This is a genomic window from Faecalibacterium sp. PGM34, from assembly GCF_054456555.1.
The window spans coordinates 79,217-99,047 of record NZ_CM136898.1; the positions used below are offsets into that span (position 1 = coordinate 79,217).

General features: G+C 60.2%; 19 protein-coding genes and 2 tRNA genes. 9 read left to right on the plus strand and 12 right to left on the minus strand.

What is annotated here, in order from left to right; genetic code table 11:
- Positions 1–39: 39 nt before the first annotated feature.
- A complete protein-coding gene (locus tag ACXPUX_RS00385; protein WP_458829171.1) occupies positions 40–186 on the plus strand; it encodes a hypothetical protein in 147 nt (48 codons plus the stop codon).
- 661 nt (positions 187–847) lie between these two features.
- Positions 848–1,138: a DUF6465 family protein gene (locus ACXPUX_RS00390; protein ID WP_458829173.1), complete on the plus strand. Its 291-nt coding sequence runs from the start codon at positions 848–850 to the stop codon at positions 1,136–1,138.
- 277 nt (positions 1,139–1,415) lie between these two features.
- On the opposite strand, the gene ACXPUX_RS00395 is transcribed toward ACXPUX_RS00390, so the two are convergent.
- Together ACXPUX_RS00395 and ACXPUX_RS00400 are read right to left on the minus strand one after the other, a co-directional pair.
- On the minus strand, positions 1,416–2,066 hold the full coding sequence (locus tag ACXPUX_RS00395; protein ID WP_458829175.1) for a metallophosphoesterase family protein: 651 nt from the start codon (positions 2,064–2,066) through the stop codon (positions 1,416–1,418).
- Positions 2,067–2,101: 35 nt separating this feature from the next.
- Positions 2,102–4,033, minus strand: coding sequence for a BMP family ABC transporter substrate-binding protein (locus ACXPUX_RS00400; RefSeq protein ID WP_458829177.1), 1,932 nt, complete (start codon positions 4,031–4,033; stop codon positions 2,102–2,104).
- Between the two features lie 175 nt (positions 4,034–4,208).
- On the opposite strand from ACXPUX_RS00400, the gene ACXPUX_RS00405 reads away from it, so the two are divergent.
- The 4 genes from ACXPUX_RS00405 to ACXPUX_RS00420 all read left to right on the plus strand — a co-directional run bounded on the left by ACXPUX_RS00405 (position 4,209) and on the right by ACXPUX_RS00420 (position 5,662).
- Complete coding sequence (locus tag ACXPUX_RS00405; RefSeq protein ID WP_458829179.1) at positions 4,209–4,772, plus strand: DUF1643 domain-containing protein; 564 nt, start codon at positions 4,209–4,211, stop codon at positions 4,770–4,772.
- Between the two features lie 27 nt (positions 4,773–4,799).
- A complete protein-coding gene (locus tag ACXPUX_RS00410) occupies positions 4,800–5,336 on the plus strand; it encodes a phosphatase PAP2 family protein (RefSeq protein WP_458829181.1) in 537 nt (178 codons plus the stop codon).
- Positions 5,337–5,503: 167 nt separating this feature from the next.
- Positions 5,504–5,577, plus strand: a tRNA-Arg gene (locus ACXPUX_RS00415).
- An 8-nt stretch (positions 5,578–5,585) separates the two neighbouring features.
- A tRNA-His gene (locus ACXPUX_RS00420) sits at positions 5,586–5,662 on the plus strand.
- A gap of 104 nt (positions 5,663–5,766) precedes the next feature.
- On the opposite strand, the gene ACXPUX_RS00425 is transcribed toward ACXPUX_RS00420, so the two are convergent.
- The 10 genes from ACXPUX_RS00425 to ACXPUX_RS00470 form a co-directional block, all read right to left on the minus strand.
- A complete protein-coding gene (locus ACXPUX_RS00425; RefSeq protein WP_458829183.1) occupies positions 5,767–7,107 on the minus strand; it encodes a cell envelope biogenesis protein TolA in 1,341 nt (446 codons plus the stop codon).
- An 18-nt stretch (positions 7,108–7,125) separates the two neighbouring features.
- Positions 7,126–7,311, minus strand: coding sequence for a hypothetical protein (locus ACXPUX_RS00430; RefSeq protein ID WP_055185609.1), 186 nt, complete (start codon positions 7,309–7,311; stop codon positions 7,126–7,128).
- Positions 7,299–9,179 (minus strand): hypothetical protein, encoded by a 1,881-nt coding sequence (locus tag ACXPUX_RS00435; protein WP_458829185.1) that lies wholly within the window; start codon positions 9,177–9,179, stop codon positions 7,299–7,301. Before ACXPUX_RS00435 ends, ACXPUX_RS00430 begins: the two co-directional genes overlap by 13 nt.
- A gap of 12 nt (positions 9,180–9,191) precedes the next feature.
- Entirely contained in the window at positions 9,192–9,575 is a 384-nt protein-coding gene (locus tag ACXPUX_RS00440; protein WP_005927206.1) for a hypothetical protein, read from the minus strand.
- Between the two features lie 65 nt (positions 9,576–9,640).
- Positions 9,641–9,853, minus strand: coding sequence for a hypothetical protein (locus tag ACXPUX_RS00445; protein WP_005927203.1), 213 nt, complete (start codon positions 9,851–9,853; stop codon positions 9,641–9,643).
- Between the two features lie 10 nt (positions 9,854–9,863).
- Positions 9,864–10,862 carry a N4-gp56 family major capsid protein gene (locus tag ACXPUX_RS00450; RefSeq protein WP_458829188.1) on the minus strand — a complete coding sequence of 333 codons (999 nt, stop codon included), beginning with the start codon at positions 10,860–10,862 and terminating at the stop codon, positions 9,864–9,866.
- A gap of 24 nt (positions 10,863–10,886) precedes the next feature.
- Entirely contained in the window at positions 10,887–11,813 is a 927-nt protein-coding gene (locus ACXPUX_RS00455) for a ribosomal-processing cysteine protease Prp (RefSeq protein WP_458829190.1), read from the minus strand.
- Position 11,814: 1 nt separating this feature from the next.
- Positions 11,815–13,599, minus strand: coding sequence for a portal protein (locus tag ACXPUX_RS00460; RefSeq protein WP_458829192.1), 1,785 nt, complete (start codon positions 13,597–13,599; stop codon positions 11,815–11,817).
- A 16-nt stretch (positions 13,600–13,615) separates the two neighbouring features.
- Positions 13,616–15,061 carry a terminase large subunit domain-containing protein gene (locus ACXPUX_RS00465; RefSeq protein ID WP_458829194.1) on the minus strand — a complete coding sequence of 482 codons (1,446 nt, stop codon included), beginning with the start codon at positions 15,059–15,061 and terminating at the stop codon, positions 13,616–13,618.
- On the minus strand, positions 15,058–15,345 hold the full coding sequence (locus tag ACXPUX_RS00470) for a hypothetical protein (protein WP_005927190.1): 288 nt from the start codon (positions 15,343–15,345) through the stop codon (positions 15,058–15,060). Before ACXPUX_RS00470 ends, ACXPUX_RS00465 begins: the two co-directional genes overlap by 4 nt.
- Before the next feature lie 711 nt (positions 15,346–16,056).
- On the opposite strand from ACXPUX_RS00470, the gene ACXPUX_RS00475 reads away from it, so the two are divergent.
- The 3 genes from ACXPUX_RS00475 to ACXPUX_RS00485 all read left to right on the plus strand — a co-directional run bounded on the left by ACXPUX_RS00475 (position 16,057) and on the right by ACXPUX_RS00485 (position 19,822).
- Complete coding sequence (locus tag ACXPUX_RS00475; RefSeq protein ID WP_458829196.1) at positions 16,057–17,103, plus strand: substrate-binding domain-containing protein; 1,047 nt, start codon at positions 16,057–16,059, stop codon at positions 17,101–17,103.
- Between the two features lie 160 nt (positions 17,104–17,263).
- On the plus strand, positions 17,264–18,805 hold the full coding sequence (locus ACXPUX_RS00480; RefSeq protein WP_249241382.1) for a sugar ABC transporter ATP-binding protein: 1,542 nt from the start codon (positions 17,264–17,266) through the stop codon (positions 18,803–18,805).
- A gap of 18 nt (positions 18,806–18,823) precedes the next feature.
- The gene (locus ACXPUX_RS00485) at positions 18,824–19,822 is read left to right on the plus strand and encodes an ABC transporter permease subunit (protein ID WP_458829198.1); all 999 of its coding nucleotides are present in this window, start codon (positions 18,824–18,826) and stop codon (positions 19,820–19,822) included.
- Positions 19,823–19,831: the final 9 nt, after the last annotated feature.

Genomic DNA, 19,831 nt, shown 5'->3' on the forward strand with positions numbered 1-19,831 from the left:
CTCTCCGGAGGTTTACACAATTATTGGGATGGTCTCCCTTTGCACAGCCTGTCCGCTCTGCACCGGGGTGCAGACGGGCGGCGAGCGCTGGTGCTGCTGGCGCTGGTGCGCCGGGCAGGCTTCCTTGCGATACTGTTCGTCGTGTTGTTTGCCGTATTTCAGGTTCTGGCACTGTTTCTGTGTTGAGCGCAGCCTGATATCATTACTCCCGCTTTTCAGCGTCATCGCATTTTTGTACGGTTTCTTTTCGCTGTATCTGTTATATTTTTTCAAGCAGTTTTAATTTCCAACCGCAGGTTTTACAAAAATATTTTCGAAATCCTGTTAATTTTACGCAGATGGCGTTCCATAACACGAGCGACGACCTGCCGTAGCAAAAGAAAGCTGCCGCACTGCTTTTTGTGCGGCAGCTTCTGCTTTTTCTCTGCTGCGCCCCTGCGTGCGCCGACAGTTCCGTTCCGCCTTATTCTGCCCTCGCAAAAGGCCGTTTTTGCCCGCCGTATTTGTGGCCGCAATGCTGCCCGGCTTTCCCGGGAATGGCTGCCTGTTTTGCCGAAAGGTCGTACTATACCCGAGAAAAAAGCATCGGAACACCGCTCCGGGCATTTATTCTACTGTTTCCTCCCGTTTTTACAATGTTTTTTATAAAAAAGTCTTTACAAATGAATTTTAAAAACTTATTATATAATTATAAGTTTAACTTCTTTACGCAAACATTTTCGTTCCGGTTCGTATGGGGCAGCGAGTTCTGCGCTTTCCGCGCCGCTTCTGCCTTGCGATAGATCATTGGAGCCCGCCGGTGCAGCCCCGCTGCATCAGATCAAATACAGAAGGAAGGTTATGTATTATGCCTGAAAAGAAAGTTTCTGCTCCCGCAGCCGAAGCTCCGGCTGCCGAGGGCAAGACCCGCAAATCCACCAAGGCTCCCGCCCGCCGTGGCCGCCCGCCGCTGGCACCCGAGTTGTATGTAGAGATGGGCGGTGAGCAGTACAACATCACCGACATCATCGACCGCGCCAAGGCAGACTACCGCACCACCCACAAGGTCGGCGTGCAGTCCTGCAAGGTGTACGTCAAGCCCGAGGAGGGCGCAGCTTACTACGTCATCAACAAATTCTCCGGTAAGCTGGAACTGTAATTTTTTTCACAGAGACGCAGGCAGTACCGCACTGCTGCCGCGCCCGCCATTCCCGCAATAAGGCTCCATAAACAAAAAGGCCGCTGCACAAGCACTGTGCAGCGGCTTCTTTTTATGCCAGGACGATTGAGAATGCGCTCCGCGCATAAACAGCGGAAAATTATTTTAAATTTCGGGATATCGGAACGCCTGCGGGTGTTCCGATATCTCATTTTCACAGGAGTGGTCGTAAAGGCGGAGGGCATTTCAAATCATTTTTCCAAGAGCCGAAAGCCAGTCAGAACCCCAGCATCCGCCAAAGGGACTTACGCTCTTCGGCCGGATCCGGGTCCGGGATCTCGAACACATAGCGCTCGGTGGCGTTGATGACGGTGGTGTTGCCGCGGGTGCACACCCGGGGCAGCTTTGCATTGTAATTCAGGTGTATGTGCCCGTGGATGAACCACTTGGGCTGGTACTCGTCCAGAATCTCGTTGAAGCACTCAAAGCCCATGTGGGCACGGTCGTCCCCATCGTTCAGCCCTTTTGCCGGGGCGTGGGTCAGCAGCAGATCGATGCCGCCCTTTTTGTGCGCCTGATGCTCCAGCTTGTGCGCACGGCGGCGCATGGCCTTTTCGGTGTACTGGTAGGTGTCCTCTTTATTATAGCGCTGAGAGCCCCCCAGCCCCATGATGCGCAGGCCCTTCCATGTGTACACCTGATCGTCCACGCAGATGCAGCCGCCGGGTTCCCCCTCGGTCTGGTAGCTGCCGTCGTGGTTGCCGTGCACATACAGGATGGGTGCAGCGGTAAAGTTTGTAAGATATTCCAGATACTTTTTAGGCAGATCCCCGCAGGAGAGGATCAGGTCGATGCCTTCCAGCCGGGCACGGGTGTCATAGTCCCACAGCGCCTTGGACGGGACATCTGAGATGGCAAGAATTTTCACGTTCGTATGCTCCATTCTTTTCCGGTCAGGCCGGCTCATTTCTCCAGACCCTTTACGTTGTCCAGTCCGTTGATCGCCAGCACAGTGCGGGTCTTGACGTCCAGTTCATCGTAATGGGGCAGCTTTCCGTGCACACAGGCATCCAGCCAGTCCATCTCCATCAGCTCTTTGGGGCTGTAAACTTTGTTTTCCGGGGAGTGCAGGTTATCCTCGTTATCATACAGCTTTTCCGGGAAGATGTGCACATTGTCCGCCCCCTGCAGCATTTCCATCAGATCCAGCAGCTGCCGCGTACCGCTGGGCAGCGCTTCCTGATACTCCAGATCCTCTGCGCCGCTGCGCAGACCCCACCAGTAGTTCACTGCGCGGGTGGTGGCTGCATTGTCCCAGCTGCCGTCAAAAATGGAGCGCACGATCTGCACATAGAAGGTATCCCACCGCCAGATCGGCAGCCCCAGCGGCTGCAGGCTGCCGTCCGGCAGCTTGCGGCACAGGCCGTAGTCCCGGTGGGCGTTGGCAGGCTCCCGGCTGTCCCGGGCGTAGACCATGTCGATCTCCGGGCAGTCGGCAAAATCCAGCGGGTGGGCGGTATCGGGCTGGCAGGCCCAGCGCAGCCAGATACGGCCTGCCGGGCGCACGCTCTTTAAGCCCTGTGCAAAGGCGTTGATCGCAGCGGGCACGCCGTACACGGGGTTTGCCGCCACATAGCCGATGTGCCCGGTCTTGGTCATGATACCGGCCAGCATACCCAGCAGATAGGTCACCTCATAGGTGCGGGGGTAGTAGGTGCGCACCAGCGGATGCGGCGCGTTCAGCGAGCAGTTCAGGATGCGGGTCTTGGGGTGCTGCGCCGCCACCTTCAGGCAGGCGTTGTACATCCGCACACTGGTGGCGAACACCACGTCCGCATTGTTGTGGGCTACCTCCTCCAGCACCTGCTCCGCGTCCACCTCCGGGTTCACATCCTCGTAGCAGCTGATATACACCTTGTCCGGGAAAACCTTGGCCAGCGCCTCGCGCCCTTCGTCATGCGCGCGCACCCATGCGCTGATCTTGGCGTTGTACTCGTGGATAAATGCCACCCGCAGCTCGCTGGGCTGCTTGCTGGGGCTGAAGATATTCAGCTTGGACAAAAGCGGCTCTGCGGGGCTCTTGGGCGGTTCCAGTGAAAGCTCCACACCGTGGGGCTCGGTAAGCACCTTCACCTCGTTCCACAGCTTTTCCAGGTTCTGCCGCACCTGCGCCGGGGTGGCGTCGTAGGTATCGGAGTAGCGGTACACCGACAGGTACACCAGCAGCGCATCACCGGTGGTCAGCCCCATGGAAGTGCCGCCCAAGGCTTCGAACTGCTGGTGGAACATGGTGTAGAAGGCGGCAAAGTTCAGCCGGTCATCCTCCGACCACGCCTCGCCGCTGGCCTTGCACACCAGCGTTTGCAGTTTGTTATAGCCGCCCAGCTTGGAAAAATGCACATAGTTCACTTTGGACAGCTTATAGAAATCCAGAAACTCATAGTAGATCTTATTTTCAAGGTCATCCGTGCGGGCGGGGATGAGCCGGGTGACCGTGCCCGGGATCTTGACAGCACCGTAATACTTGAGCACCGAGACCCGCTTGTTGCCCTCCTGCACATAGAACCGGTTCATGTACTCAAAGGCAATAATAGGCGTCTGGATGCCCTCTTCCAAGTGCGCGTCACACAGGTTCGACCACTTGACAGCAAACTCGGTATCCGGCTCCAGCAGAGGCATAAAGTCATACGAAAAGGCAGTATGCCGTCCGCTGGTCTTGGTGCCCACAAGGCTGTCTGACGGGATCTCCACCAGCCCCAGCGGCTCCTGCGCCACGATATCCACGCCCTTGAGCACATCGTCCAGAACAGCCAGATAGGGCGACTGGCCGCGGGCTATGCGGGCACGATAGGCGCGCTGCCCTGCGCGCAGTGCACTTCTATAATCTTCCAGCATAAAAACTCCTTCTTTATCATAACCGCGGTGCCGCAGTCCCTCTGCCGCACCGGAACACCCCCAGTATACCACAAAAACAGAAATAAGGCAGTATTTTAGGAATAAAACTGTTGATTTTCCCGGTAGATTCAGGTACGATAAGAATGCTATTCAAAACCGACAGGAGTTTACGATCATGCAAACCGTTTCTCTGCCCGTGCTTACGGCGGGCGAATACGCCGGCGGCGTCTGGTATTACGAACCACACACCTACCAAAACTACCGTTATGTCCTTGGCCGCGTGGGTAAGCACCCGCTGGTGTGCATCGGCATCAACCCCAGCACCGCCCAGCCCGGCGCGCTGGACCCCACCTTAAAAAGCGTGGAGCGTCTGGCCGCCGCCAACGGCTTTGACAGCTGGATCATGTTCAACGTCTATCCCCAGCGCGCCACCGACCCCAACGATATGGATAAGACCCCCGACCGCGCCCTGTGCGATGAAAACCTGCGCTGGCTGCGGGCGGTGCTGGCACAGACCGAGCCCACCATGTGGGCGGCATGGGGCACCCTGATCGAAAAGCGGGACTACCTGCCCGGCCTGATGCGGGAGATGGTGGCCCTGACGCGGGAGCGGGAGATCCCGTGGGTCACCTTTGGCAAGCGCAGCAAAAAGGGACACCCGCACCACCCGCTGTACCTGCGCAAGGATTCCACCCCGGAGCCCTTTGATGTGGAAAACTATCTGGACACCTGTTTCTGATGTCCGCCCGACAGGAGGAGAGCTGCTTTGACCACCGAGCAGTATAAGCCCATCTATCACTGGTTCAGCGCCCACCCGGCTGTAAAGCGTCTGGTCGTTTTTCTGGACCGGTGGCTGCCGCTGGTGCCCTTTGTGTGCTACCCGGTGCTGCTGTGCCTGCTGAACGTCCGGCTCTCGCGGCTGTTCCTCACCCAGAAGCAGGCCGCGCTGGACTTTATGGTGCTCATCGCCCGCTCCGTCTTTGTACCGGGGCTGGTGTTCTGGGGCGGCACGCTGCTGCGCAGTCGGCTGCACTTCCCCCGCCCCTACGAGCAGTCCGGCTTCACCCCGCTGGTGGCAAAGGAGAGCCGTGGGCACTCCATGCCCTCCCGCCACGCGCTGAGCGCCGCCGTGCTGGCGGCGGTGTGGCTGTATTTCTACCCCGCTGCGGGCTGCGTGATGGTGGGCATCGCACTGCTCATCTGCTGTCTGCGGGTGCTCACCGGGGTGCATCATGTGCGGGACGTGGTGTGCGGCTTTGCACTGGGCTTTGCGCTGGGCTGTGCCGGAATGTGGCTGCTGTAAAGCGGTTTTGTGCGCGCCGGAGCGTCTGTTTTTGCCCGCAGCGCAAAAAAGTTGAAACTTTTTTCAGATTTTCCTTGACAGAATGCGATGGGTATGGTATTATTTCTTTCGCAGCCTGTGCCGACACAGCGCTGCCGCCATAATGGAACCCATTGGGATAACAACGTGCGCCCGTAGCTCAGGTGGATAGAGCAACTGCCTTCTAAGCAGTGGGCCGGGGGTTCGAGTCCCTTCGGGCGCATCTATGTGGTGCCCATAGCGTAGTCGGTTAACGCGCCAGATTGTGGATCTGGAGACCGTGGGTTCGAGTCCCACTGGGCACCCCACCAAAAAGTCCGCTGTTCAAAACAGCGGACTTTTCCTTTTGGCGGGATACTATAAAAGTACGGCACCCCGGCAAAGCAGCTGCTTTGCCGGGGTGCCTTTTCTCTTATTTATTCATCTCCTGTAAAATCTTTGCGATCTGGGCAGGGGTGTAGCCCTCCTGCCGCAAGGCAGAAGTGATGGCTACATCGCTCTTGCCCTGACTGCGCAGCAGCGCTGCCGTGTAGGGCACCCCGGCGCTGACGGTGCTGCGGCTGCCGCCGGAAGCAGAGCCGCTGCTACCGGTGGCCTTTCCGCTGCCGGAACTGCCGGACTTTGTGCCCGCAGCCGCTGCCTTGCCGGCGGCCTGTGCGGCCTTCTGCTGGGCGTTTGCCTGCTTCAGTGCCCACTCGCCCTTGGCGATGTTCAGCTTCTGGGTGGTCACGTTATTGTTGAAGGCCTGCTGCCTCAGTGCATCCTGATAGGCGCGCTCGCTGGCGGCGTTGTCGTACTGCTGCTGGGTCAGTGCATCCTGCCGCTGCTTCTCCTGCATCTGCTGGCTCCACTGGGTATCGGCACGCTCGGCCTCGTAGGCGCGGTTGCCGGAGTAGATGTTGTACCCGGTGTTCAGCAGGCTGCCCGCCAGCGTACCCAGACCGGTGGTGCCGCTGATGGCCAGCTGCACCACGTCCCCGATGACCCCCAGCACGGTCATAAGGTTGTTGAACGCCTGCTGGCGCTGACTGATCTGTGCCTGTTCCTGCGCGGTGTAGTAGCCGTGCAGGGTGTCCAGCCGGTTCAGATGCTCCTGATACTGGCCGTAGTCCTTGGCGTAGGCGTCGTTGTAGGCCTCGCCCTTCTGCTGCAGCTGGGTGTAGTAGTCCTGCAGCTGACGGTCGTACAGGGTCTGGGCGTTCTGCTCCTGTCCGTTCAGCTGATCCAGCCGGTTCACCAGCTCCTCGCCGCCGCTCTGGTAGGTATCCAGCGCCAGACTGTACAGGGTGGGGATAGCGCTTGCCAGCCCGCCGATCTGCTGCTGATAGGCCTGCTGCGCCGCACTGGTGGCATAGCTGGAACCATAGCCGCCGGTCAGGGCAGCAGCCTGCGCCGCCGCGTCCGCGCTGGCGTTGTGGGCGTTCTGGGTGTACAGCTGCTCGTACTGGCGGTAGAGCGGGTCACGGGTGTAGCTGTACTGAAAATTCTCCCGCTCCAGCAGCTGCCCCAGCAGGCTGTTGATCTTATCCTGATAGCTGCTCTGGTAGTCTGCAGGGCGGTTCTGCTGCCACTGCTTCAGGGCATCTGCCGCATCCGTCACCTGTTGGCTGGGACGGTAGCTGGCGTTTGCCATGGCCTTTTCCACATCGGCGCGGCTGTTCAGCCCCTCCGTGCTGTAAGCGGGCTGCGCGGCAGGCTGTGCCTGCGTTTGCACATCCGGCTGCAGCAGTTCCTCCTTCTTTTTGGATGCCATAAAATTCTCCTTTCATGCTTATAATCCCTGCAACTTGCTGCGCAGGGTGTCGGACATATTTTCCGTATCCAGATTGGTCAGTACATACTGCAGCTGCTCCTGCATCTGGTACAGATAGCTGCGCAGTGCCCGGGCATCCTCCGGGTCCATGTGATCGCTGAGCTTGGGCAGCCCCAGCTTGCTCAGGCCGTTCATGCTTGCCATGAGGCATCCTCCTCCCATAATTTTCCCTTTGCCGGGGCAATGGTGCGCACAAGACCGCGCAGGGTGATCTGTCCTTTGCCGCGCAGCCGCAGCCGCAGCGACCCGCACCGCCGGGGCACAAAGGGCAGGTCATAGCAGCGGCGGCTGCCTTGGGCGGCAAGGGAAGCTACCGTCTCCCACGCGCCGCCGTCATAGCTCACCGCCACCTCCACCGTGCTGGTGCGTTCGGCGTCCAGCCGCAGGGTCAGCCGGGAAAGATACCGCTGCTCGGTGCCGTCCAGTCCCACATCGCCGGTGACCAGCTCAAAGGGGATGTCCGTTTCCACGCCGTCGGTGGTCTGCCAGTCCGGCTCGCGGGTGGGGTCTGCCGCCCACAGCGCCTGCCCGTCCCACAGATAAAGCTGCCCGCCGGTGCTGGTCATATCGCAGGAGCAGACGTCCTCCTCGCTCCACAGTCCCTTCTCAGTATCATAGACCAGCAGTCGGGCACTCTCCCGGGAGATGTGCAGGTAGTACCGTCCATCAAACGCACCGCCCACGGCGCTTTGCACGTTGGCAAGCTTTGCGGCATCCAGCGCACCGGATACCTTGGTGGGCAGACTGCCGTCCCACGCCATGACACCGTCCGGCGAGAGATAATACAGCGTTTCATTCAGCACGCACAGGCTGCGGGCGGCGTTTTTTGCCACACCACGGCAGCGCAGGCTGGAAAGCTGAAAATCCGAGGGCTTGGAGCCGTACAGCTTGTGCAGGGTGTTCTCCTTAAAGAACAGCGCATAGCCCATGCAGGAGGCCGCCCCGGTAAAGGCACCGTCGCTGCCCACGGTGACGGCGTAGCTGTCTGCGGCGATGCCCCGGTAGCTGAACCAGTTGGTAGGGTCGCCCAGCTTGCAGCCGTAGATAACGTTCTCTTTGCTGTTGCAGCCCCACACCCGGTTGTCGCACTCGGTCACAAAATCCAGTTCCGGCACCCGGCGCTCCATGGATACCGTCTGTGCGGCTTCCACGCTGCGGCGCTGCTTGCCGTCCACGCTCTGCCACTGGGCGGCGGCGGCGTTCTGCACCAGTGTGCCGTAGAAATACTCGCCCTGCGGGGTGCAGCGCACCCGCAGCCAGTCCTCGCCCACGTCATACACGATCTGGTCTCCGTTCAGCTCCGGGCTCTGCCCCGCCGCCTCGGCGGCTGCGCCCTGCACGGTCACGGTGTCCCACTGCCGGAACAGCTTGCCCAGCCCTGCCGCCGTGATGCGGCAGTATTCCAGCGGGATGGCTGTCCAGCTGCCGGAGTTTTTGCTGTACATTTCCAGCGTGCTGTCGTACCGCCACGGGTGGTCGGCATCCTCTACCTTTAAAAACAGCTGTCCGTCTGCGGGTTCGGCGGGCTCCTCCCGGCCAAAGGCTTCCACCTGATAGGTCTTGCCTGCGGCATCGCAGGGGGCGAAGGTCACGCTTTGGCCCGCCGCCGTCCACAGCGCTCCCAGTGCGGTCACGCTGCCGTCTGCCGTATCAAAGGCCAGCTTGTCCGGGAAGATCAGGATCTTTGTACCGATGCCCACCAGCGCCTTGCGGCCATCGGTCACGGCATCCAGCTTCGTCACCGCTGGGGCGGCGGCATCGTCCGGGGTATAGGTGATATCCCGCCCGCAGACGGTCAGCAGACCGTTCAGATGGTACATCCCGTTCAGCCCGGTCAGCGCCCGCAGTTTGCGGCGCGGGGTGCGGGTGCTCAGGGCGGGAAAATCCCGGGTGGAAAAGTTCACTCCGGCGCTGTACTCTGCCTCCGAACAGCCGTAAGTCTCGTTCAGGCCGCCAAAGGCCCGCAGCAGCTGCCGGGTGTTGGCAAGCCGTATTCTGTCTGCCAGTACCATCGCCTCACCCCCTTACCAGCGCCACTGCGCCCGGCTGCGGGGCGGGTAGTTCTGCCGCAGCCAGACCGCCAGCTCTGCATACAGGGCGTTGTACTGCGCCTGCTCCCCGGCGTAGCGGTCGGTCTCGCCCAAGGCGGCGTCCATCTGCGCACACAGCAGGTGCGGGTATAGGGCATCAAAGGGCGGCGGGGCCAGCAGCGTCTGGTCATCCTGCACCGGCTGCTCCCACGGACGGTCTGCGCCCACGGCATCAAACGCCCCGGCGGCGGCGCGGTCAAACAGCTTTGTGCGCAGCAATGCGTCTGCCTCCCGCAGCCATTGCAGCCGTGTCTCGGTTTCAATGCGGCAGTTTGGGCGCAGCTGCTCGGCACGCTCCAAAGCCTCTCCTATGGTCATGTCATCACATCCTTTTTATAAAAAGCCCGGCCGGGGGCATTTCTCCCAGCCGGGCAGCGTTGTTTTTACTGTGCCGCGTTCTCCGCAGCGGCAATGCGGGCAGCGGTCAGTTCGTCCTGACGCTGGCTGTGCTCCAGCACCTCGGCCACAGCGGGCGGCACTTCCACCTCCACGCCCCGGCGGATCTTGTAGTTCACGCCGTTGACGCTGACGAACAGATCGCCCTTGTAGCGGCTGTTGTCCTTGAACAGCCGGATGCGCACGTTCTTTTCAGCCATAGGCACCTCCTTAGTTGGCAGTGGCAGTGGCAGAGTAGCTGGACACGCTCTCGATGCGCACCATGTACTGCTCCACCAGACGCTCGGCGGCGCGCATCCCCTTCCAGCCCACAGAGGCGCGTTGGTTCAGCGGGTCGTCGCCGTAGCCCAGCTGCTTGACGATATGCTCAAGGCCGCCGCCCTCCAGCTCGGTCACGCCGTAGGCGTGGGCACCCAGCACCAGCGTGCCGAACACTGCCAGACCCGCCGGGCAGGTATCGTCCTTCCAGATCTTGGCCTCGCTGGTCTCGATAAAGCGGATGTTGCCCAGCTTGCCGATCTCGCCGCGGAACATGGTGTCGGGGTCGGCGTACTTGTGCACCTCCATGAACTCCTTGCAGGTCTTGAGGTCATAGGCCGCATAGGGGTGGATAATGGCAACGTAGCTGTCGCCGATGGGGTCAGCGTTCATTGCGCCCAGCTGCGCCGCTGCCTGAAAGAAGAGCTTCGGGGTCAGGGTGCAGCTCTTGTCCAGCGCCTTGCGGCTGGTAACGGCGGTCTCGGTGCCGTCTGCGCCCAGCTTCGGGGCGTAGATGACATTGGTGCCGCCCGCCAGCACATCGCGGGTGATGCTGTCCATGGTGCGGCCGGCCTGACTTGCCAGCACGCGGGTGGCCTGCACCACGTTGTTGTCGATGGCGGTCATCTGCAAAACATCGGTCAGCGGGGTCCAGCCGCCGTACTGGTGCAGGTCGCTGGTGATGCTGGTCACGTTCAGCGCCTGACCGTTGGGGGTAACGCCCTCGGTCAGCGGAGTGCTGGCCTTGGGCAGGCTGTCGTACTTGCGGAACTCGATGGTCTTGCCGCCGTTCTGGGGCACAGGGTAGTAGTCCGCAAACTGGTCGTGCACAAGGCGCGGCTCTGCCTGATCGATCAGGCGCTTCTCGTAAAAGGTCTTCATCTCCGCCGACATGGTGCCGGTGGTGTTGGTCTGCGCGTCCGCAAACAGCTGGATGTTGAAATTCATCATGCTTTTTTCCTTTCTTCTGTTGGCTTACAATTCGATCTGTGCACCGTGCAGCACACGGCGCTCCAGGGCTTCCCGCTGGGCGCGGGTCATGGCGGCTACGTCCGGTCGTACCGAAGCGGCAGCGCCGGGGCGCAGGCCGTTTTCCAGCGGACGCGCGGCGCGCTGCTGCACCCGCTCCACTACCCCCTGCTCCACGGTCTGTGCCGTGGTGCGCAGAGTGTCCTCGTAGTGGGCAAGGCGGTAGGCGTCCTGCACCCGCATCCCGGGCAGCTGCATCAGGCGGCGCATCTCCGGGTTCTTCAGCTCTGCCTTCAGGTCAAAACCCGGCTGGCTGCGGCGCATGGCGGCTTCCTCTGCCGCCCAGCGGGCGTGCAGGCTGCGCACCGTGTTCTGCACCGGCAGCGGCAGGGGCGGCAGCACCGGGCGTTCCGGCTGTGCAGGTGCTTCCGGCTGCGGCTCCGGCTCTGCCGGGGTCTGCCGGGGCGCTTCCGGCTGCGGGGCGGTGGCTTCCGGTTTCAGGGTGCCCGCAGCCACCGCCTGTCGGCTCTGCTCCGGGCTCAACGCGGGGGCAGCTTCGCCTTCCGCAAACAGCTGCAAATCCATCATGCTCTCCTGTCCGCTGCGGCTCACATCCGCAAAGCGCAGGTTATCCGGGTAGCGTTCTGCCAGCAGGGTAAAGCCCGCCTTGGCCAGCTCAAACGCGCCCTGCACCCACGGCGCTACCGGTGCCTGTGCCGCCACGGCAAGGCGCGGGCCATCCGGCTCATCCCAAGCATCGCTGCGGGCGCTCTCCTCCCCTGCCAGCAGGTACACCAGCGCCTGCATCAGGGTGCTTGCACCAGCGCATACGATATCCTGCCCGGCGGGCGCGTAGCCCGCGTGACCGGCGGCTTCCAGCCGCAGACTCAGCCCCTTGGGGCCATCCAGCTCGCTGTAACATACCTTGATCATCTCACTTCACCTCCTTTCCGTTCCAGTTCATGGCGCGGGCAGCCGCCGCCACCGGCAGCTGTGCCGTCAGCCCGGCGGTGTCCTGCGCCGTTTGGGTGCCGCCGGGCTGCTGCGCAAGAGCGGCAGACAGTCTTGCCATCTGCCCTTGCAGCTGCACCAGCTGCTGCGCCAGCGTACCGTTCTGCCGCACCCGGGCGCGCACCTTTTCCACCCCTTCAAAGTCCATCATTTCCAGCGCCACAAGGGCAGCATCCGCGTTGGCGGGGTCGAAGAAGCCCAGCTTGTAGCACTCCTTGGCGGTCTCGTTCTGGGACAGGCGGCTGAAGGTGCTTTTTTTGGCGGCGCTGACCACGATGTCAAAGACAGGCTCCCGGCTGCCCAGCTCCACCCCGCCCACAGCGGGTACAGGCTTTGCGCGCAGCCCCTGTGCCGAGAAGGACACGAACTCGCTCTCGCCGCGCTGCCCGGTGATACGGAACACCCGCTGCTCATCGTAGAACTGCCGCATCAATTCGATGATGAGGTAGCACTGCCTTGCAAAGGCGCGGTAGGCACTCTTGAGCATATCGCGGCTCAGCTTGCTGCCCGCCTCCTGCAAGGCAGCGATGGCGCTGGCAGCGGTCACGCCGCCGGTGGTGCCACCCTGCGTCAGGTCGCGGTTGCCGCTGATCTCCTTCAGCTCCTCAATGCGGCTGTTGCGGTAGCTCAGGCTGTTGCCCTGCAAGCCTGCCGTTTGCAGCGGACGGAAACTGTCCTCGTTCAGGCGGCCCACAACGTGCACGATGTCCCGGCTCAGGTCGGCCAGCTCCTCCTCGTTCACCCCGGCGGTGTCGCTGAGCACATACCGCTGGCGGGACGCCAGCAGCACGTTCTCGTCCATGGCGTGGTTCATTTTGTCAATGGCGTTCTGGCAGTCCTTCATCACGTCGATGTAGCCGAACCCGGCGGGGGAATCCTCCTCCACGAACAGCGGGTCGAACACAAAGGGGTACTTGCCGTGGTCGTACAATCCGCGCGCCACCAGCGCCGGGTCGTTCTGGCTGGCATACAGCACCACGCCGTTGCACAACTTGCAGTAGTGCAGCCGCAATTTGCCGTTCTCGTCCGGGCGCTTATAGTACCAGTCCACCACCACGCTCTTGTTGGCGGTGGTCTGTCCGTCCTCGTGGATGTACCGGGGCACATCCACCACACCGGCGGCGTGCCCTGCCAGCTGTGGATACTGCGCGGTCAGCCGGGCAGTATCCTCAAGGCTGAGGTGGAACAAATCCGGCGAATCCTGAATATCCTGCACGCCGGGCTCCCAGTAGAGCATGAGCAGGTTGACGCTGCGCACCGCAATGTCGCCCAGCCCGCCGCGCGCCGCCGGGTCCCAGAAGATGCCGGTAACGCCGGTGCCCTGCTTGAGCTTGCGCCACCAGACATCGCTGTACACCTGCTCGTAATCCGCCTGCTCCAGCACTACCGGCAGCACGCTGGAAAGTGCCTGCGCCGTGGCCTGATCGTCTGCCGCCCGGGGCAGCACCATGGGCTCGGGGTAGTTGTCCATGGCATCGGCGTGCTTGTTGGCGATGCTGTTGAACAGCCACCCGCTGGAGGACTGTGCCTTGCCGGACATCAGCGGGTCGCGGTAGTTTTTCCAGTGTCCCATACGGAACCACAATTCGTTATCGATCAGGCGCTTGTCCAGCGCCGCCTTGCCCGCCTTGTAGCGTTGCAGCGTCTGCAAGGCAGCCGCCGCCTCTGCCGCGCCGATGGGCAGGGCTTCTGCTCTTGTATCTTCCATAGTCTTTCCTTTCTTTTCAAATGCGGTAGAACCGCGCCTGCCGGTGCAACTCCAGCGGGTCGTCCGGCCTTGGCGGCGCGGCAGAAGCCTCGGGCGGGCTGATGGGATGCTCCATCAGCACATAGCGGCACTCGTCGTAGATGTCGTCCTCCTGCCGGGTGTCGATATCCTCCACATTGCTCTCGTCGTACACAAGGTTTGGCAGGGTGCGGATGAAATGCTTGCAGCTGCTGAACACCTGCAGCATCGGCCGTCCGTCCGGCGCGAACCGCAGCCGGTAGTGGAACTGCATCTTACCTGCCAGCCGGGTGTGGTCCCCGGGCTGCCAGCGCAGAAAATGCGGGCTGCGCTCCATCATAGCCGCAATGCTCTCGCCCCGGCTTTCGTCAAAGATGGCGGGGTCTGCCACTCCGTGGATCACCCTGCCCCGCAGCAGCGGGTCGTTCTGCTCGGCCTCCCGGATGCGCTTGGCCTGCTCCACCGGGTCGATGCGCAGCCCTTCGTTGGGACGTCCGGTGCAGCCGTACAGCTCCTTGATGCGGTACAGCCGCCCCTCCTCGTCCACCGCGTACCATCCCACCGAAAAGGGCTTGGAAAAACCGAAGTCGTACCCGCGCCAGATGGGCCAATGCTTGGGGATGGCAAAGGGCGCGATGACGTGGGTCCAGCGCTGATCCTGATAGTGCGCCGGGTCGTTGCGCCATTCGGTGAACACCTGCCCGGAAAAGCTGTCCCAGCTGCCGTAGAGCAGCGCCTGCTTTTCCGCTTCCGGCAGGCTGGCAAGGCTTGCCAGATACCCGGGATCGTTGGCCAGCAGCGCAGGGTTATCGAACACGCTGGACGAGATGAACACCCGCGCCCGCTCCATCTGCTGGTCGGTGCCGTCCGGCAGACGCACCGTGACCGTTTCCACAATGGGGGTGCCGGGCGGGGCGGGTGTGATGAACCGCGCCTTCACCCAGCCGTGACCGATGCCGCCGGGGTTGGTGGTGGCACGCATATACACCCGGGTGCCCGGCCATGTGGGACGGTTGCGGCTCATCATGTAGCTGTACTCGTCCCACTCAAAGTGGGTCAGCTCGTCAAAGCCGATAAAATCGTAGGCTTTGCCCTGATAGTTGGTGCGATCCTTGGTGTACTGCATGGAACCGAACCAGATCTTCGCCCCGCTGGGAAAGACCCATACATGGGAGGTAGCGTTGTACTGCGCCTCCGGGAAAGCCCGGCGGTAGTACATCTGGCTCTTATCCACAAGGTCGGAAAGCTGCGGGTAGGTCTTGCGCAGGATCAGCGCCCGGTAATGCGGGATATGCACCTGCCGCAGCGCTTCGATCAGCAGCGCATCGCTTTTGCCGCCGCCCGCCGCGCCGCCGTACAGCGCCTCCGGTTCCGGTCTGCGCATAAATTCCAGCTGCCGGGGCTGCGGCTTCCACACGATGACTGCGCGCTCGGTTCTGTTCATTCCTTCTCCTCCTGTTCCACCGGCGGCAGCAGCACCACGCCGCACTCTGTTCCTTCCAGTTCCGTGCCCTGATCGTTCAGGGTCTTTACCACACCCGCCAGATCCTTAAGCACGGCGGTAGCCTCCTTCAGCCCCTTCATCATCCCGGGGTCGGGGGTGTTTTCCCGCCGGGCGGCCTTCTGCCGCTCGTTCAGCTCCTTCACCTCCTGTGCCAGCAGGGTGCTCAGGGTATCGGCGGCGCGGTTCAGGCTCTTCAGCCCGGCGGCGGGCTTTGTCTGCCCCATGATGTTCATCCTCCTTTCGTCCGGTGTCCCGGGCTCTGTACATAGGATATCATCCGGCCGCCGCACCCGACAGTGTGCACTTTTGCAGGGCCATTTTGTATTTTTGTAAAAGCATTATCCATATTGTATATTTTACAGTTTCAAGGCACAACGCAGCTTCGTCAGTTTTGTTATTTCAGGCAGTGCAGCACGCAGAAAACGTCCGCTCGTATTTCGGGCGCTTCCCACAAAAACGTTCGCTGCGCCCTGACCGCCCTGTTACTATAAAGGTACAGTGCCGCCCCACCCGGGAAGTAAACATTTTTCTTGACCCGTGTTGTTTTTCCCTTCCGGTAAGAGTGTATAAAAGGCGTTTTCTTTCCGCTGTGTAGTATCCTTGAAAATATCTTTCAAGAAATGTATCGCCCCTTTTCGCGGTTTTTTAGCAGGCATGCAACATTCAATCATGTTCAAGCATGTTTTTTTACATACCTGCATCATATTTGTATGTTGGTTGCATCGGCATGAAAAATTGTGATAATTCGCGAAAAGATTTTGTAACCTTTGGTCCGCTTTTGTAGAAACGTAACAAAACATTTGCACCAATCTTGTGAACTTATTCTCTTGCGGAACACCCCCATACAAGGGTATAATACTGTCAGGGATTACGGACGCATGCGACAAATGCGTCTGTGAATATGCTGTGACACACAAATGAAGGAGATTACTATTATGAAAATGATTTCTCGCCGCGACTTCCTGAAGGCTTCTGCCGTTGTGGGCGCTACCGCTGCTATGACCGCTTGCGGCGGCTCTTCCTCCACCAGCACCGCTGCTTCCAGCGTTGCTTCTTCCACCGCTGCTTCTGCCGCTGCTACCAGCGGCTCTGCCAACATCGGCGTTTGCATCTATCAGTTTGCTGATAACTTCATGACCCTGTACCGCTCCGATCTGGAAGGCTACCTGAAGGATATGGGCTACTCCGTCACCATCATGGACGGCAAGAACGACCAGAACACCCAGACCGAGCAGATCAACACCTTCCTGCAGCAGGGCGTGGACGTGCTGGTCATCAACCCCGTCCAGACCACTTCCGCTCAGACCATCGTTGATACCGTTTCTCCCTCCGGCACCCCCATCGTGTTCATCAACCGTGAGCCCGAGGAGAGCGTGCTGGATTCCTACAAGGGCAAGTGCTGCTACGTTGGTGCTGACGCACGTCAGTCCGGTACTTATCAGGGCGAGCTGATCCTCGAGACCGAGACCCAGGGCGATATCAACGGTGACGGCAAGATCACCTACATCATGTGCAAGGGCGACCCCGAGAACATCGATGCTCAGTACCGCACCGAGTTCTCCATCAAGGCTCTGACCGATGCCGGCAAGGAAGTTGAGTGCCTGTACGAGTACCTGGACAACTGGGATCAGACCACCGCTCAGCAGGACGTTGCAAACGCTCTGTCTCAGTACGGCGATAAGATCGAAGTCGTCTTCTGCAACAACGACGCAATGGCACTGGGCGCTCTGCAGTCCATCCAGCAGGCCGGCCGCACCGTCGGCAAGGACATCTATCTGGTCGGCGTCGATGCTCTGGCAGAGGCTGTTCAGGACGTTCTGGACGGCAACATGACCGGTACTGTTCTGAACGACGACGTTGGTCAGGCTACCAAGGCTGCCGAGGCTACCAAGCTGTTCGTTGAGGGCAAGGATGTCGAGAAGTACTACTGGGTCGACTACGTCAAGGTCACCAAGGACAACGCTTCTCAGTACCTGAAGTAAGACCAAAGTTTCCCGGAACCAATGCAAGGTGCGCAGCAGGCCTTAACGGCTTGAATGTAAGCTAAAAAGCGCGTGCGTGCGAGAAAACGTCTCCACGCGCGCGCCTTATTTTGGAAAAAACTGCCCGCCTGTAAACAACCAAAAAGGAGGCTTTTGCGGAATGTCAGAATACCGTCTGGTAATGAAAGGCGTGGTCAAGACCTTCCCCGGTGTCAAAGCCCTGGATCATGCACAGCTGGAGCTCCGTCCCGGCAAAGTCATGGCTCTGATGGGTGAAAACGGCGCCGGTAAGTCCACTCTGATGAAATGTATGTTCGGCATTTACAAGATGGACGAGGGCGAGATCGAATACGAGGGGCAGAAGGTAACCATTCCCACCCCGCTGGATGCACTGGACCGTGGCATCGCCATGGTGCATCAGGAATTGCAGCCCATCCCGGCCCGTACCGTGGCCGAGAACATCTGGCTGGGACGCTACCCCACCAAGAAATACGGCATCGTCACTGTTGTGGACCATGCCAAAATGTACAAAGATACCGATGAACTGCTGAAGAAACTGAAGCTGGACATCGACCCCCATGCAAAGCTGGGCTCTTTGAGCATCGCCCAGATGCAGATGGTGGAGATCGCCAAGGCCGTTTCCGCCAACTGTAAGGTGCTGATTTTGGACGAGCCCACCTCTTCTCTGACCGCGAACGAGGTCGAGAGCCTGTTCCGCATCATGCGGGAGCTGAAGGAGCAGGGCGTTGCTCTGGTCTACATCAGCCATAAGATGGACGAGATCAAGGTGATTGCGGACGAAGTCACCATCATGCGCGATGGCCAGTACATCGGTAAGTGGGACGTTGCCAACATGACCAAGGAAGAGATCATTGCAAAGATGGTCGGCCGTGAGCTGTCCAACCTGTTCCCCCCGCTGGAGAACGTGCCCTCGGACGAGGTCATGATGAAGGTGGAGGACTTCACCTCCATCCATCCCCGCTCCTTCCGCCATTGCAGCTTTGAGCTGAAAAAGGGCGAGATTCTGGGCGTTGCCGGTCTGGTGGGCGCACAGCGTACCGAGCTGATGGAAGGCATCTTCGGCCTGCGTGCCCATACCTCCGGTAAGGTGTGGATCAAGGGTGAAGAGGTCAACATCAAGCAGCCCCGCGATGCCATCCAGAAGAGCGTTGCTCTGCTGACCGAGGACCGCCGTGCTACCGGCATTCTGGGCGTGCTGAGCGTTGCCGATAACATCTCCATCGCTTCTCTGGACGCCCTGCGCAAGGGTCCCATCATGCTGGACAACAAAAAGATCCTAGATCTGGTGGCTACCAACAAGGAAAAGATGGCCATCAAGGTCCCCAGCCCCAAGACCCAGATCAAGAGCCTTTCCGGCGGCAACCAGCAGAAGGTGCTGATCGCCCGCTGGCTTGCCAACAACCCCGATGTGCTCATTCTGGACGAGCCTACCCGCGGCATCGACGTCGGTGCAAAGTACGAAATTTACTGCATCATCGCCGATCTGGCCAAGCAGGGCAAGAGCATTATCATGATCTCCTCTGAAATGAGCGAGATCATCGGTATGTCCAACCGTGTCATGGTCATGTGCGATGGCCGTATCACCGGCTTTATCAACGGTAAGGATGCCACGCAGGAGAACATCATGGCGCTGGCTACCCAGTTCGAGACCGCACCTGACGCAGCTGCGGCAAATCAGTAATTAAGGAGGCTGTCTATCGTGGAAGCTACCAAAAAATTGAATGGCAAGGCTGTGGGCAAGTGGCTCAGCAACAACGCCATTATCATGATGATGCTGGCCATCACTCTGGTCGTTGGCATCATTCACCCCAACTTCTTCTCCGGCACCAACATGATCAACCTGTTCAAGAACGTGTCCATCCGCTACATCATCGCGCTGGGCATTTCCGGCTGCCTGATCACCACCGGTAACGACCTGTCCGCTGGCCGTCTGGCCGGTTTTGCCGCCTGCCTTGCCTGCATTTTTGCGCAGACCGAAGGCGCTTCCGGCAAGTTCTACCCCAATATGCCCACCCTGTCCACCCCCGTGGTGTTCATTCTGGTCATTGCCATCTGCGCCATCGTGGGTCTGTGCAACGGACTGGTGGTCAGCTACCTGAAGGTGCAGCCCTTCATTGCTACCTTGGGTATGCAGCAGGTGGTCTACGGTATCTGCCTTGTGTACACCGGCGGTACCCCCATCGGCTCTTTGAACAAAAACTTCACCTCTCTGGCCTCCAACACCATCCTGAAGGTCCCCGTGCTGATCTGGATCGCCCTGATCGTGGCTGTCTGCTTCTGGTTCCTGTACAACAAGACCCGCCACGGCAAGTACATGTACGCCATCGGCGGCAACGAGGCTGCTGCTGAGGTGGCCGGTGTCAACGTGATCGCTACCAAGATCCGCATCTACATCCTGGCCTCCTGCATGTTCGGTCTGGCAGGCTGCCTGCTGGCTGCAAAGTCCGGCGGCGCATCCGTCAACACTGCAATGGGCTATGAGCTGGACGCCATCGCAGCCTGCACCATCGGCGGTGTTTCCACCACCGGCGGCGTTGGTACTGTTCCCGGCGTTCTGGTCGGCGTTCTGGTCTTTGAGCTGATGAAGGTCGCTCTGCAGTTCATGAACGTCAACTCCTCCTACACCTACATCGTTCAGGGTCTTGTCATTATTGTGGCTGTCGCCATTGATATCCGCAAGTATCTGGCTAAGAAGTAATCTCCTCAT